At 53.6% G+C, this 14875-nt stretch carries 11 protein-coding genes; 5 read left to right on the top strand and 6 right to left on the bottom strand.

Going from position 1 to position 14875, the window contains the following annotated elements:
* Positions 1-123 precede the first annotated feature (123 nt).
* The 5 genes from B0D95_RS10295 to B0D95_RS10275 form a co-directional block, all read right to left on the bottom strand.
* Positions 124-843, bottom strand: a complete 720-nt coding sequence (locus tag B0D95_RS10295) for a FadR/GntR family transcriptional regulator (RefSeq protein ID WP_078043826.1) — start codon at positions 841-843, stop codon at positions 124-126.
* 102 nt (positions 844-945) lie between these two features.
* Positions 946-3738, bottom strand: a complete 2793-nt coding sequence (locus tag B0D95_RS10290; RefSeq protein WP_078043825.1) for an EAL domain-containing protein — start codon at positions 3736-3738, stop codon at positions 946-948.
* A 186-nt stretch (positions 3739-3924) separates the two neighbouring features.
* The gene (locus B0D95_RS10285; protein WP_078043824.1) at positions 3925-7020 is read right to left on the bottom strand and encodes an efflux RND transporter permease subunit; all 3096 of its coding nucleotides are present in this window, start codon (positions 7018-7020) and stop codon (positions 3925-3927) included.
* A gap of 8 nt (positions 7021-7028) precedes the next feature.
* Positions 7029-10100 (bottom strand): multidrug efflux RND transporter permease subunit, encoded by a 3072-nt coding sequence (locus tag B0D95_RS10280; RefSeq protein ID WP_078043823.1) that lies wholly within the window; start codon positions 10098-10100, stop codon positions 7029-7031.
* The gene (locus B0D95_RS10275; protein WP_078043822.1) at positions 10097-11254 is read right to left on the bottom strand and encodes an MdtA/MuxA family multidrug efflux RND transporter periplasmic adaptor subunit; all 1158 of its coding nucleotides are present in this window, start codon (positions 11252-11254) and stop codon (positions 10097-10099) included. Before B0D95_RS10275 ends, B0D95_RS10280 begins: the two co-directional genes overlap by 4 nt.
* Positions 11255-11725: 471 nt before the next feature.
* Here B0D95_RS10275 and B0D95_RS10270 point away from each other — a divergent pair, with 471 nt between their 5' ends.
* From B0D95_RS10270 to B0D95_RS20825, 3 genes are all read left to right on the top strand, one after another.
* A complete protein-coding gene (locus B0D95_RS10270) occupies positions 11726-12130 on the top strand; it encodes a VOC family protein (RefSeq protein WP_078043821.1) in 405 nt (134 codons plus the stop codon).
* A 214-nt stretch (positions 12131-12344) separates the two neighbouring features.
* Complete coding sequence (locus tag B0D95_RS20830; RefSeq protein ID WP_246841774.1) at positions 12345-12680, top strand: Crp/Fnr family transcriptional regulator; 336 nt, start codon at positions 12345-12347, stop codon at positions 12678-12680.
* A gap of 44 nt (positions 12681-12724) precedes the next feature.
* Positions 12725-13138 (top strand): Crp/Fnr family transcriptional regulator, encoded by a 414-nt coding sequence (locus tag B0D95_RS20825; protein ID WP_246841773.1) that lies wholly within the window; start codon positions 12725-12727, stop codon positions 13136-13138.
* 60 nt (positions 13139-13198) lie between these two features.
* On the opposite strand, the gene B0D95_RS10260 is transcribed toward B0D95_RS20825, so the two are convergent.
* A complete protein-coding gene (locus B0D95_RS10260; RefSeq protein WP_078043820.1) occupies positions 13199-13417 on the bottom strand; it encodes a hypothetical protein in 219 nt (72 codons plus the stop codon).
* Positions 13418-13676: 259 nt separating this feature from the next.
* Here B0D95_RS10260 and B0D95_RS10255 point away from each other — a divergent pair, with 259 nt between their 5' ends.
* Together B0D95_RS10255 and B0D95_RS10250 are read left to right on the top strand one after the other, a co-directional pair.
* The gene (locus tag B0D95_RS10255) at positions 13677-14006 is read left to right on the top strand and encodes a BON domain-containing protein (RefSeq protein WP_078043819.1); all 330 of its coding nucleotides are present in this window, start codon (positions 13677-13679) and stop codon (positions 14004-14006) included.
* Between the two features lie 25 nt (positions 14007-14031).
* Complete coding sequence (locus B0D95_RS10250; RefSeq protein ID WP_246841772.1) at positions 14032-14748, top strand: alpha/beta fold hydrolase; 717 nt, start codon at positions 14032-14034, stop codon at positions 14746-14748.
* Positions 14749-14875: the final 127 nt, after the last annotated feature.

Genomic DNA, 14875 nt, shown 5'->3' with positions numbered 1-14875 from the left:
CTGGCGACTATAAATACCTACTGAACATGCGTATGCCAAGCGAGGTTTCGGTATTTGTTTTCGATAATAAAAAAGGCAGAACTTGCGTTCTGCCTTTTGGTTTTTTTGTATTTCGAGTGGAAATTATTTTGCACTTTCCTGCTTTACAATTTCATCTTCAATAAAGTTCAGGGCTTCGTCGATGAGGGCTAGCATGGATTGTTTGGCGCGTTCGGGGTTGCGATTTTTGATGGCGTTGTAAACCTTGGCGTGGTCTTCCACTATGCCGTCGTGGTTGCCTTTGATGGGGCTGGTGTGGCTGATGCTTACGCGCAAGGCGGTGGAAATAAAGTCGCGCAGGCGAATGTAAAAGCGGTTGTTGCTGGCGTACAGGATGCTGACGTGGAAGGCGATGTCGGCTTCCAGATCTTCTTTGCTGTTTTCGTCAGCGTTGCGCATTTGTTCCAGCGCTTGTTCAATAGCATCGATTTTTTTGTCGTCAGCGTAGCGGGCGGCGAGTGAGGCGGCTTCGGGCTCGATGGCGATACGCACCTGCAAAAATTCTTTTAATACTTTGAGCGTGGGACGGCTTTCCAGTGTCCAGCGCAGCAAGTCCGGGTCAAAAATATTCCATTGGTCTTCGGGCTGGATACGAATGCCCTGACGTGGTTTGCTGGAAATAAGGCCTTTGGCGGAGAGCATTTTGACCGCTTCGCGCACAGCGCTGCGGCTCACCCCAAACTTCTCACACAGCTCCGCTTCGGTGGGCAAACTGTCGTCACTGAATTCGCCGCAAATAATGGTGCGTCCCAGCTCTTGTACCATGCGTTGTGAAAGGTTGAAGTTGCGGTCGAGAATCGCCATTGTTTTTGTCGTCCGGATAAGCAAAAAAGATCGCTGAAGATTAACGATTTATTATTGATAATACAATCTGAGAATAGCCGGATTGCGTGCTCCCGCGTGTGCTCAGGCGAGATTGCGCCACGCGGCATCGGGCTGCCACTGCAGGGCCCATTGTGGGAGTTCGCTGGCGGGCATGGGGCGGGCAATGCCGTATCCCTGTGCCAATTCGCAGCCGAGTGGAATTAATAATTCACCGTGGGCGATAGTTTCTACGCCTTCGGCAATCACGCGGCGATGGAAGGCATTGGCCAAGCCTATAACCCCTTTGACTATGGCCAAATCATCCGGGTCTTCCAGCATATCGCGTACAAAGGTCTGATCAATTTTTAGCAAATCGGCGGGCAGGCGTTTCAGGTAGGTGAGCGATGAGTAGCCGGTGCCAAAATCGTCCACGGCGAAATGTACACCCAAGGCACAGCAGGCGCGCATCAGGTCGGCGACCTCGGCTATGTCCTTGAGGGCGCTGGTTTCCACAATTTCCAATTCCAAAAATGTCGGTGGTACTTGTGGGTGCGCGAGGAGTTGATCGGCGAGGCGTGCAGCAAAATCGCTACGCTGCAATTGCAGTGCGCCCACATTGACGCTGACCGGCATTTTTAGCCCTTGTGCTTGCCAGCGTTCAATTTGGTTGAGTGCTTCGTCGATTACCCAATCGCCCAATTCAATACTGAGCGGGTGATCCTCAATAACCGGTAAAAATTTGGCGGGCGGTATCAGGCCTTGTTGTGGGTGTTGCCAGCGCACCAGCGCTTCGACGCCGATGATTTCACCGGTACGCATATTGACCTTGGGTTGATAAAACAACACGAATTCTTTTTTATCCAGCGCGATGCGAATGTGCTCAAGGGTTTCGCGCTGGGTTTTTACGGCTATGTCTTTGGCCACATCAAACAGGTGGTAACCATTTTTGCCCGCTTGCTTGGCGATATACATGGCTTGGTCGGCATGGCGCAACAGTTGGTCGGCATCGGCGGCGTCCTGTGGATAAATAGTGGCGCCAATGCTGGCGGACACTTGCAACAGGTTTTCATTCAGCATCAAGGGTTCGGCGGCTTCCTGTAACAGTCGTTGCAACACGATTTCATAGGCGTTGATGCATTCCAGGTCTGCCATGACTACCACGAACTCATCGCCGCCAATACGTGCAATGGTATCGCCTTCACGCAGTGTAGCTTTGAGGCGATGGGCGATGCTCACCAGTAACTGGTCGCCAGTGTCGTGCCCGTATTGGTCATTTACCGCTTTGAAGCCATCCAGATCGATATAGAGCACCGCCAGCGCCGAGTTTTGCCGGTGGCTGTGGGCGATAGCTTGTTTGAGGCGATCTGCTAGCAGTACACGGTTTGGCAGGCCGGTAAGCGCGTCGTAGTGCGCAATATATTCGAGCTGCCGCTGGTGTTCTTTGATGGGGGTGATATCCGTAAATAGGTTGACGTAACTTTGAGCGTTGCCGTGACTGTCTTGCACGGCGCTGATGGTCATCATGGTGGCGTAGAGCTTGCCGTTTTTGTGGCGGTTCCACAGCTCGCCGTGCCAGTAGCCTTTCTGTTCCAGATCGCGCCAAAGGGTGGCGTAGAACTCTTGCCCATGCAGGCCGGATTTCATCAGGCGCGGATTTTTACCAAGCACTTCTGCGCGGCTGTAGCCGGTGATATCGCTGAATATTTGGTTGACCTCAATGATATTGCCGCGCAAGTCGGTAATGAAAATACCCTCGCGTGCGTGGGTGAAAACGCTGGCTGCCAGTTGCAGGCGCGTTTCCACGTGCGATTGTTCAATGGCCAGTGCCGAGAGTCGGGCCTCGCTTTCAATCAGGCGCAGATCCTCGGCTTGCGGACTGCTGGGGTTGCGGTGGTAGATAGCAAAGGTGCCCAGTACTTTGCCCTGCGCCGAAAAAATCGGTTGTGACCAGCAGGCGCGCAATCCTGCCTGGGCGGCCAGTTCGCGGTAGTCGCGCCAGTAAGGGTGGGTTTGAGTATCCTCCACCACCACGCGCTCGCCCAGAAAGGCTGCCGTGCCGCAGGAGCCGGTGGCGGGGCCAATCTTGGCTCCGTTGATCGCGTTGATATAAAAGTCGGGCAGGTTCGGCGCAGCGCCGTGGGTGAGGCGAGTACCGCTATCATCGGTTAATAAAATGCTGCAAATGGAGCCGGGTACCAGCAACTCCACGTCGCTCACTATATCGCTGAGCACCTCGTCCAGCGGCAATTTGGCGAGCAACATTTCCAGAATGCGGTTGTGATGCAGGTAGCGGCGCTCGGCTTGTTTGCGCTCAGTAATGTCCTGGTAGATGCCGGTCAGGCGCACCAGTTTGCCGTCCTCATGGTGGGCGGTGCAGGTGGTGCGCAGGTCTATTTTGCGGCCTTTGAATGTGTATTTTTCCACTTCAATGTCAAACACTTCACCCGTTGCCATGGCATGGCGTAGTGCTTGCTCTACGCGCTCGCGGGAGCTTGGCAAGTACAGGGAGAAGCCTTCATCAAAGGAGGGCGTATAGTCTTCAGGGGTAGTGTCGTGAAGGCGATAGGTTTCTGCTGTCCAATAAATTTGACGTGTAGGCACATACATTTCTACCCCGCCCACTTTAGCGATCGCCTGTGATGCTTCAAGGATACGTGTGCTGGTAAGTAGTGCTTCCAGTTGCTCGCGCTCGGTGTTCAGCAGTGCGGTGAATTTTTCGCGCAGTTGATCCAGCTCTTGCTGCTGCAGTTGCAAGGCAAGGCGGTAGATCTCCAGCTCGCGGGCGAGCTGCTCTGTTTCAGTTAATGCGGGCAAGGGGCCGACACGCAAGGCGTGTTGCAACTGCCGCTCGGCGCGTTGGTAGTATTCACTATGGTTGGCGGAGGAGGCTGTCATCGGTCTTCCATTCCTTCAGGAAATACCCTCAGAACCCGCGAGGATGTGCTCAAAAATATAGCAGTGCCCTACGCGGGTGTCGAAGCGAACCCGCGTTTTTTTTATTCAGCCTGTGCTTATTTTGAGCTTTCGGTAGTGTTGGTCAGCCTGTGCTTTTTCCTCTTGTCGTCTGAATAGGCCGCCGTTTTAGTCCGCTGCGGTCAGTGGGGCTTGTCCCTGTTTTTTGGCCAGGCCCCAATTGCGCAGTTTTTCCATGTAGAGGTACACCACCGGTGTGGTAAAGAGCGTGAGTAGCTGGCTGACCGCCAAGCCGCCGATGATGGTAATACCGAGTGGCGTGCGCAGTTCCGAGCCTTCATTGCTGCCCAGGATCAGTGGCAGGGCGCCAAGCAGGCCAGCGAGGTTAGTCATCATGATCGGACGTAAGCGCATCATGGCGGCCTGGAAGATGGAGTCGCGGGAGGACAAGCCCTCTTTGCGTTCCAGCTCCAGCGCAAAGTCGATCATTAAAATGGCATTTTTCATCACTATCCCGATCAACAAAAACAGCCCGAGCATGGCGATCAGGCTGAAGGGGGTATCGCTCAGGCGCAGTGCCAGCAGTGCACCAATGCCCGCTGAGGGCAGGGTGGAGAGAATGGTCAGCGGGTGGATGGTGCTCTCGTACAGAATGCCCAAAATCAGGTAGACCGCGAGTAATACGCAAGCGATGAGCACGGCCGGTTCCTGTGCCATGCCTGGTGTGCTTGGCCCCCAACCCGGGCGGCTGGTGCCAGCGGTAGCCAGATAGACTTCTTTGGGCACCATCAGTTCGCCCAGTTTTTGTTCGATGGCAAGGCGCGCTTGTTCTTCGGTAAAGCCTTCGGCAACGCCATAACCAATACTTTCCGAGGCAAACTGGTTGGTGTGGCGCACCCGATCTTCGGCCAGGCCGTAATCAAAGCTGGAGAAGGTGGAGAGTGGCACGCGCTGGCCATCGCGAGTGATGACTTGCAGTTGCTCCAGCACTGCTGGTGTCGCGGTATAACCCGGCTCCAGTTCCATGACGACCCGGTATTGGTTCATCCGGTCATACATGGTGGACACTTGTCGCTGGGAGAATGAGTTGTTGAGCAGTGTCGCTACGGTTGCCATGTCCACCCCAAGGCGCTGAGCAGCTTCGCGGTCAATGGTGAGCACTACCTGTTGGGTTCCTTCTTCTTTTACGCCATCTACCTCGGTGACTTCCGGCATGCTTTCCATGGCGGTGGTGATTTTGGCGGCCCATTTGGACATGAGTTTTAAATCGTCCGAGAGCAACAACAGTTCTTGCTCGCTGCGGCTAAAGGGCGAGGAGAGGCGAATATCCTGATCCGGGCCAATCATCATCATGGCGCCAGGAATACTCGGCATTTGACGGCGCAAGCGATCCACCACTTCATGCACGCTCACCCCGCGTTCGGCCATGGGTTTGAGGCTGATGCGCATCCACGCATTACTCACACCGTTGCCGCCACCGCTCGCACCAAATACATCTTCCACGGCGGGATCGGCGAGCAGTAGCTTACGGAATTCCTGGATCTTGGGTTGCATTAACTGGAAGGAGAAACCGTCATCGCCGCGAATCCAACTGGTCATTTGGCCGGTGTCTTGATCGGGCAGCATGGTTTTGGGAATGGCGACATAAAGGTAGATATTCACCCCAATAACGGCGGCGAGTGCCAGCATCACAATCCGGCTATGGCGCAGTGCCCAGTTGAGGGCAATGCCGTAACCCTGTTTGATCTCATCAAACAGACTGGTACTGGCGGCGGATTTTTTAGGCGTTTTCTTCAGCAGTTGGGCGCAGAGTGCAGGTGTCAGGCTGAGTGACACAAGCAGTGAAATCAGCATGGCAGCGGCGAGGGTGATGGAGAATTCGCGGAAGAGTTTTTCCACTACGCCGCCCATCAGCAAAATGGAAACAAAAATCACCACCAGGGTGATGTTCATGGCCAGCAGGGTAAAGCCTACTTCGCGCGCGCCCAGTATGGCGGCCTCCATTGGCGGCAGGCCGCGTTCAATATGGCGCTTGATGTTTTCCAGCACCACAATCGCATCGTCCACCACCAGCCCGGCGGCGACAATCAGTGCCATGAGCGAGAGGTTGTTGAGCGAAAATCCGTAAAGGTACATCACCACAAAAGCGCCAATAATCGCCACCGGAATGGCCAAGCTGGGGATAAGTGCACTGCGCGCGCTGCCGAGGAACATCCATACCACGCCCACCACTAACAATACGGCAAGGGCGAGGGTGATTTGGGCTTCCTTGAGGGTAGCGCGAATGCCGGGGGAGCGATCCATCACCACTTTTAATTGGGTATCGGCGGGCATGAGTGCACGTAATGCCGGGAGTTGGGCGTTAATGGCATCGATGGTTTCTACAATATTGGCACCGGTCTGGCGGCTCACGGTGAGGGTGACTGCCGAGCTGTGGTTGTGGAAGCCATCGGTGTAGCGGTTTTCCACCGAGTCGCTCACGGTGGCGACATCCTGCAGGCGCACCGGCCCTGCATCGCCATAGCGGATCACCAGTTTTTTATAGTCGGCCGCACTGCGCAGGCTTTCGTTGGTACGCACTTGCCAGCGGGTGTCGGCCTCTTCCAGCAAGCCCAGTGGGCGCAGCACATTGGCAGTGCTGATGGCGTTGCGCACTTCATCCAGTGCTATGCCGTTGTTGGCCAAGGCATTGGGGTTGAGTTGGATACGCACCGCCGGCAGCGAGGCGCCGTCGATGCCCACTTGGCCTACGCCTTTGATTTGCGCCAGTTTTTGCGCGAGCACGGTGGAGGCGGCATCGTAAAGGGCGCTGGGCGCAAGGTTGGGCGAGCTGAGTGCCAGCGCCATAATTGGGGCTTGTGAGGGGCTGATTTTGCGATAACCCGGATTGCCCGGCATACCGGCAGGCAACTGACCACGCGCCGCATTCAGTGCGGCTTGTACATCGCGCGCGGCGGAATCCAGGTTGCGATCCAGGGTAAATTCCACCCAGATGTTAGTGAACCCCTGGGTGGAGTTGGAGTTGATGGCGGTCACGCCCGGAATACTGCCCAGCGCGCGCTCCAGCGGCGTCGCCACGGTAGATGCCATACTCTCCGGGCTGGCGCCGGGCAAGCTGGCGTACACCTGGATCGCGGGGAAATCCACCTGCGGCAAGGGCGCTACCGGCAATAAGCGCCAGGACAGCAGCCCGAGCAATACAATCGCCACCGCCAACAGGCTGGCGGCGACGGGGCGTTTAATAAAGGGTTCGGCGATGTTCATATTTGTTTTTAAACCTCATCCGGAACCAATTCGGTTTTGGGTTTATTCACCCAGCGATCAAAAAACAAATACACCACCGGTGTGGTAAACAGGGTTAATACTTGGCTCACCAGTAATCCGCCCACCATCACCAAACCCAGCGGTTGGCGCAATTCGGCGCCGGAGCCAGAGGCGAGCATGAGGGGCACTGCGCCAAACAGCGCGGCGAGGGTGGTCATGAGAATCGGGCGGAAACGCATCAGGGCGGCGCGATGAATTGCTTCACGCGGGGACATGCCGAGGGTGCGTTGGGCTTCCAGCGCAAAATCCACCATCATGATGCCGTTCTTTTTCACCAGCCCGATCAGCAGTACCACTCCAATCACCGCAATCAAATCCAGCGGTTGGCCGGTGATTAGTAGCGCCAATAACGCCCCCACAGTTGCTGAGGGCAGGGTGGAGAGAATCGTAACCGGGTGGATAAAGCTCTCGTACAAAATCCCCAGCACTATGTACATGGTCACAATGGCCGCAAGGATCAGCCAAAGGGTATTGCTGAGCGAGGCGCGGAAGGCTTCAGCGGCGCCCTGGAAGCGCAGTTCCAGCGTGGCGGGCATGGCTATTTCCGCTTCCACCGTTTCGATGGCCGCAATAGCCTCGCCGAGCGATGCTTTATCGCCCAGGTTGAAAGAGAAGGTGGTGGAGGGAAATTGCTCCTGATTATTGATCAGCAGCGGTGCTGGCCGCTGGCTGATAGTCGCAATGGTGGAGAGCAATACAGGCGTGCCGTTGCTGGTGGCGACATAAGTGTTTTGCAGCGCGGCGATACCTTGGGCGTAGTCCGGGTCTACCTCCAGCACTACGCGGTATTGATTGGCCTGAGTAAATAAAGTGGCAATCTGGCGCTGGCCGTAAGCCGTTTGCAGGGCACCAGCGATATCGCTAATGCGCACCCCAAGGCGCGCGGCGGCGTCGCGGTCAATTTCCACATAGGCTTGCAGGCCACGGCTTTGCAGGTCGGCGGCGACATCCGCCAAGGCTGGCTCCATGCGCAAACGCTCCAATAAACGTGGCACCCAGGTATCCAATTCGGTGCCATCCGGGGTGGTTAAGCTGAACTGATATTGGGTGCGGCTCACGCGGTCTTCAATACTGAGTTCCTGTACCGGTTGGAACCAGGCGGTAATACCGGTGATGCCGCGAATGCGCTCTTGCAACTGCCCAATCACCTGACTGGCGTGGGTGCTGCGTTCGCTGTGAGGTTTGAGGTTGATGAGCAGGCGGCCAGAGTTGAGCGTGGTATTGCTACCATCCACCCCGATAAAGGACGACAGGCTTTCTACGTTCTCATCCTGCAAAATCTGCTCGGCCAATTGCTGCTGTTTTTCAGCCATGGCGCTGAAGGAAATATCCTGCGGCGCCTCGGTCACGGCTTGAATCGCGCCGCTGTCCTGCACCGGAAAAAAGCCTTTGGGCACGGCGAGGTAAAGCCCGGCGGTGAGCAGCACAGTGCCAATCATCACGGCCATCGCGGCGGTTTGGTGTTGCAGCACCACATCCAGCCCGCGCCCGTAGCGCACAATCACCCGCTCCATAAAATCCGGCTCACTGCCGTGGGTGGGCGCATTTTTGAGCATGCGCGCGCACATCATGGGGGTGAGGGTGAGGGATACCAGTAGCGAGATACCAATCGCCACCGCCAGCGTAATTGCAAACTCCTGAAATAATCGCCCGACAAGATCACCCATAAACAGTAGCGGAATCAGCACTGCAATCAATGACAGGGTGAGCGATACCAGCGTAAACCCGATTTCCCCCGCGCCCTTGAGCGCCGCTTGCATGGGCGATTCCCCCTGCTCGCGGTGACGGGCGATGTTTTCCAGCATGACGATGGCGTCGTCCACCACAAAGCCGGTAGCGATGGTGAGTGCCATAAGGGTGAGGTTGTTGATGGAGAAATCCAGGAAGTACATCACCGCAAAAGTGCCCACCAGCGATAGCGGTACCGCAAGGCTGGGGATAATAGTGGCGGGCACTGAACGCAGGAATACCAGGGTCACAGCCACCACCAAACAGATGGCAAAAATCAGCTCTTTTTGCACATCGCGAATGGAGGCGCGAATGCTCTCGGTGCGATCAGTCAGCACGGCCACATTCACCGCAGCGGGCAGGGTAGCCGTGAGTTTGGGCAGGAGTTCAGCGATGCTGTCGGCCACTTCAATCACGTTGGCGCCGGGTTGGCGCTGCACATTAATCAATACCGCCGGTTGATCATTGGCCCAGGCGGCGAGGAAGCGATCCTCAGCGCCGTTTTCCACGGTGGCGACATCGCCCAAACGCAGCGGTGAACCATCGCGCCAGCTAATCAGTAAATCGCGGTATTCCTGTGCCGAGCGCATTTGGTCATTGGCGTCCAGCATGGTGGAGCGGTATTCGCCGTCAAAACTGCCCTTGGGCTGGTTGGTATTGGCGGTAACCACCGCATTGCGTACCTGCTCCAAACTCAGTTGGGTACTGGCGAGGGCGTTGGGGTTGACCTTGATGCGAATCGCCGGGCGTTGGCCGCCCGCCAAACTCACCATGCCTACGCCGGGCAACTGCGCCAGTTTTTGCGCCATGCGCGTGTTCACCAGATCATAAACTTCCGGCAGCGGCAGGCTGGCCGAGGTCACAGCGAGGGTCACAATAGGCGTATCCGCCGGGTTAACCTTGCGATAAATCGGCGGTGTGGGCAGGTCATTGGGCAAGAGGTTATTGGCTGAATTCAGTGCGGATTGCACTTCCTGCTCAGCCACACCCAAATCAATTTCCAGTGAAAACTGCAGGGTAATAATGGACGCGCCCGTAGAACTGGTGGACGACATTTGTTTCAAGCCGGGGATTTGCCCCAGGCTGCGCTCCAGTGGGGCGGTCACGGTGCGTGCCATCACATCGGGGCTGGCGCCGGGGTTAAAAGTGAATACTTGAATAATCGGGTAATCCACCTGCGGCAGCGCCGCGACCGGCAGGAGGCGATAGCCCAGAATACCGGCGAGCAACATCGCCAACATCAGCAGTGATGTGGCGACGGGGCGCAAAATAAAGGGTTTGGATAAACTCATTCCATCACCTTGACGTCTTTACCTTCGTGTAACCGATCCAAGCCTTCCAGCACCACTTGCTCCCCCTCGGCCAAACCATCCAGCACCGCGACTTTGGTGCCTTCACTCGCACCTAATTTCAGTACGCGCATGGTCGCTTTGTTGTCCTTGATGGTGTAAACGTAAGTGCCTTTGGAACCGTATTGCACCGCATCGGCGGGAATGGTGATGGCATCATTCAGGGTTTGTACCTGCAAGCGCGCATTTACAAATTGATTGGGAAACAGGCTGTCATCACTGTTATCAAACTGTGCTTTTAATTTCAGGGTGCCGGTAGCGGTATCTATCTGGTTATCCAGCGTGGTGAGCTGGCCGGTCGCCAATAATTGCTGTTCGCTGCGATCCCAAGCCTCCACGCGCAGGCTGCTCTTATTTTCCTGTGCGCTGGCATAGGCTCCGCGCACCGCGACTAACTGGTTTTCAGGGATGGTAAACATCACCGCAATCGGCTGGGTTTGGGTAATGGTGACCAAGCCCTCGGCATCGCCGGTTTTGATCAAATTCCCCACATCCACCTTGCGCAGGCCGGTGCGACCGGAAATAGGGGCGGTGATGCGGGTGTAGGAAAGCTGCAAGCGCGCATCATCCAATTGGGCGCTGTGGTTTTTCAGCGTACCGCGCAATTGTTCTACCAAGGCTTGCTGCTTATCAAACTGCTGCTTGGCAATAGAGTTTTTAGTGAGCAAACGTTGGTACAGGGCTAAATCTTCCTCAGCGTTTTTCAACTGCGCGCGTGTTTCTTGCAGCGTACCTTCCGCTTGCGCCAAGCGCACTTTATAGGTGGCTGGATCAATCTCGGCGAGTAAATCGCCCGCTTTTACCTGCTGGCCTTCTTCAAACAAAATGCGCAGCAACTGCCCGTCTACCCGGCTGCGCACAGTTACCGTATTTAGCGGTGCCACGCTGCCAATGGCTTTGATGTGCACATTTAAGTTTTCTTTCGTCGCCGTGACGGTATGCACCGGGGTAGGGCCCATCCAGGGGTTCGGCGGCGGCGGGCGTTTTTGTTCCGCCTCGCGGAAGCCAAAAAACCAAATAGCAAGCACCGCAATAATCAAAGCAAGAATGGCTAACCAACGTTGGCCGGGCGATAAACGAGCGAGAAAGTCAGGCATGGAAAAATCCGTATTTGAAGATCAGTCGATAAAGTAGGTCTTTGTTTTTGTTTTAAAAAGGGTGAAAAATTATTGTACAGATACACCTGTACGTGAGCCTAAGCATCCTATCTCACAGCAGCAACCGCATTTACATTTCTCGACGTTTAGTTACATCTGTGTAACCGGACCGCAGGGCATCTCACCGCCCAACTTGCCTTAATCACCCTCCCTAATGCTAATTCATTGCAGCACGTGCCACGGCTCACTCCTGATGGTAATACCCATCAATTTCAGTTTTTGTGGTTTTGGTGGGATAGTGCTTAATAGCCTTATCGGACATATCCAAAGGATAAAGAGTGAGCACTATTTGTCCCGGCATTGAAGCGCTATGATGTGGGGAGATTAATTGAAAAATAGGGTGATTTAATTTTAAAAATACTAAATCTGTTGCACGGTTTTATATAAATCCATCCATCAAAGGGAAAATTAATGAGCTTATCATTTCATATCAATTTTAATGGTCAATGCCAAGAGGCGTTTGAGTTCTATGCGGCGAGTTTGCAGGGCGTAATTGGTACAGTGCTTCAAGTTAAAAACTCACCTATGTCACAAAGTGCTTCTGCCGACTGGCAGGGTAAAATTGTTCATGCCAATATTTCTATTCATGGCATGGAGCTGGCGGGTGCTGACGTCAAGCCAGAGGAATACCAAAAGCCAAATGGATTTTATTTGTTGCTTGGTTTAAGCACAGCGGACGCTGTTAAATCTGCGTTTAGTCAGCTTTCTGTTGGTGGCGACATTATTTTTCCGCCACAAAAAACCTTCTGGTCTCCGTGCTATGCCATCGTTGTTGATCGTTTTGGTGTGCCCTGGAAAATAAATTGCGGTACGTAATGGCTGTTGCGATAAGGGCTAATACCTGTAAAGCAAAAGGAAGCCATTCTTTTAGCTATTAAATTCTTGATTAATAGGCATCTTTTGCGGAAATGAGTGCATTTGGTGCGTTTAGGCGTAGTCTGTGCGGTAGCGTACATAGCTAAGTGGGCGGCTTGGCTACTATGTGCCCATGAACTTTGGATGAATTATCGCACCGAAAGGAGCAACGCCTATGCCGCAAATCAAGAAATACCCTTCATGTAAACCTCAGCAGAACCATTTAATTGCCGCTCTGCCTGCTGATGTTCAAGGACGGCTGTTGCCTAACCTGGAGTTGGTTGCTTTGCCATTGGGTAAGGTGTTGTATGAGTCTGGCGATACGCTGCGCTATGTATATTTTCCTATCGATTGCATCGTGTCGCTTCTGTATGTCATGGAGAACGGCGCATCAGCGGAAATTTCGGTCGTTGGTAAAGAGGGCATTATTGGTATCGCCTTGTTCATGGGGGCGAGAGCACGTCCAGTCGTGCGATTATTCAAAGTGGTGGTTATGCCTATCGGTTGTTAGGGCAAAAATTCAAAGATGAATTTAATCGCCACACCGAAATGCTGATGCTCTTATTGCGCTACACGCAATCGCTGATTACACAAATGGCACAAACGGCGGTGTGTAATCGCCATCATTCTATCGATCAACAATTGTGTCGTTGGTTGCTATTGTCGTTGGATCGCTTGCCTAGTAATTGTTTAACCATGACCCAGGAATTGATTGCCAATATGTTGGGCGTGCGCCGCGAAGGTGTGACTGAGGCAGCGGGTAAATTGCAAAAGCTTGGCGTGATTGAGTATGCGCGTGGAAAAATCACAGTGCTCAATCGCCCGATGTTGGAACAATTAAGTTGTGAATGCTATGCCGTGGTAAAAAAAGAAACTGATCGACTGATGCCTGAACCTTTAATCCCTTATGTGGCACCGCGCCCGGCGAGTGCGACAGCGGTGCTACGATTGCCTCCTTGCGCACAGTAATACTATTCCCTGTATTGCTGTGCGGACGTTGCTGTTACCGGGTGAAACCTGAGTGCATGATTAATGCTTCTTACTCACTACCAGCAGTAACCCGCCCAGCAAAATGAAACCAATCCCCAGCGAGAGAGGGATATTCACTCGCTGTTCTTCCTTGACGCTTAATTTCAGCGGGCCAATATTGGTTTCGTGCGTCTCTTTGGTGTAACTGAATCCGCCATAAGCAAGGCCAACAATGCCTAAGCCGATAAGAACAAAGGCGATAACTTTTTTCCAATCCATACATTTTTCTCTGCGCTGTTTAGAAAGGTCAGTCTGCTATGGCCGGGTGTTGCTTGTCCGTGCGTTAGCGTACATGGGATGCAATTAAAAACCTCAGCCAATATGGTCACCTTTGTGCTCTGGCGTACCGAGTGAGCGGGATGAAGCTGGCACACTCAAGCCGGTCCTGATTATGTCGTGGATTTTAGTTCGCTGTAATCAGCATGCGCAGCCCCACCGTGTATTACCGACAAAAAATATCCTTTTCAACGGAGTTATTATGAACACAATGCATTTTCCAACCACCAAAGTGTTTGGTGTCGCTTTTTTAATTAGCCTGTTATTCGCCACCCTGTTGGGCTGCGGTTCTACAGCAACCCGCTCCAGCACGGGTGAATATATTGATGACAGTGTTATTACTACCAAAGTAAAAGCCTCTATCATGGAAGACCAAGCCTTAAAAGTCGCTGAGATTAATGTGGAGACTTATAAAGGTGTTGTACAGCTCAGTGGTTTTGTCAGCTCGCAAAGCGATATCAATAAAGCCGTGATTTTGGCACGTCAGGTGAAGGGCGTTAAATCGGTCAAAAATGATATGCGCGTTAAATAATGTTTTTATTAACAAGGTTGCTGTCGTGAATAGTCATTCGTTGCCACATTTATTGCTACTGCCCGGGTTATTGCACGACGCACGAGTATGGCAACACCAAACAGCAGGTCTTGCTAACATCGCCCACGTATCGGTGGGCGATTTAACCAAAGCCACCAGCATTGCCGGTATGGCAGCATCAGTATTATCACGGGCCCCGGCCGGTGCATTTGCCCTCGCTGGATTATCCATGGGTGGATATGTTGCACTTGAAATGATGCGTCAGGCACCGGAGCGTATTACCGGGCTGGCGTTATTGGATACCAGTGCGCGCACAGATACGCCCACCACGCGGGAGAATCGCTATGCGGCGGTTCAGTCTGCACAAACGCATTTCCAGCAAGTGGTTGATGAATTAATTCCCAAGCAATTATTGCCTGCGCATTTTGATGATGTGTGGTTGGTCAACCTGATCCACAGTATGGCCAACGATTTGGGTGAGCAGGTATTTTCCCGTCAGCAACATGCCATGGCGAAACGCATTAATAGTTTTCCGTTTTTACATTTAATTCGCTGCCCTAGCCTGGTGTTATGTGGCCGTGAAGATGGCATTACGCCCATTGGTTTACATCAGGAAATGGTGAATGAAATACCGGGCGCGGGCTTGATTATTGTGAATGACAGCGGCCATCTCTCTGTGCTTGAGCAACCACTGCGTGTTAATGAAGCCTTAAGCCAATGGCTTGCAGGTGTTGCAGGGTGATGGTGCTGTGGCTGAAAGAATGTCGCCATAATTAAAAGACTGTGTCTGCCAGCGCACCGACTTGCAGTGTGCAAACTCCGATACTGGCCACCGAAGAAGCCGCTCAGCCTATTGAGCCTAAGGTCTG

The organism is Cellvibrio sp. PSBB023 (assembly GCF_002007605.1).
Taxonomy (GTDB): domain Bacteria; phylum Pseudomonadota; class Gammaproteobacteria; order Pseudomonadales; family Cellvibrionaceae; genus Cellvibrio.
This window is presented reverse-complemented; position numbering and strand designations above follow the sequence as displayed.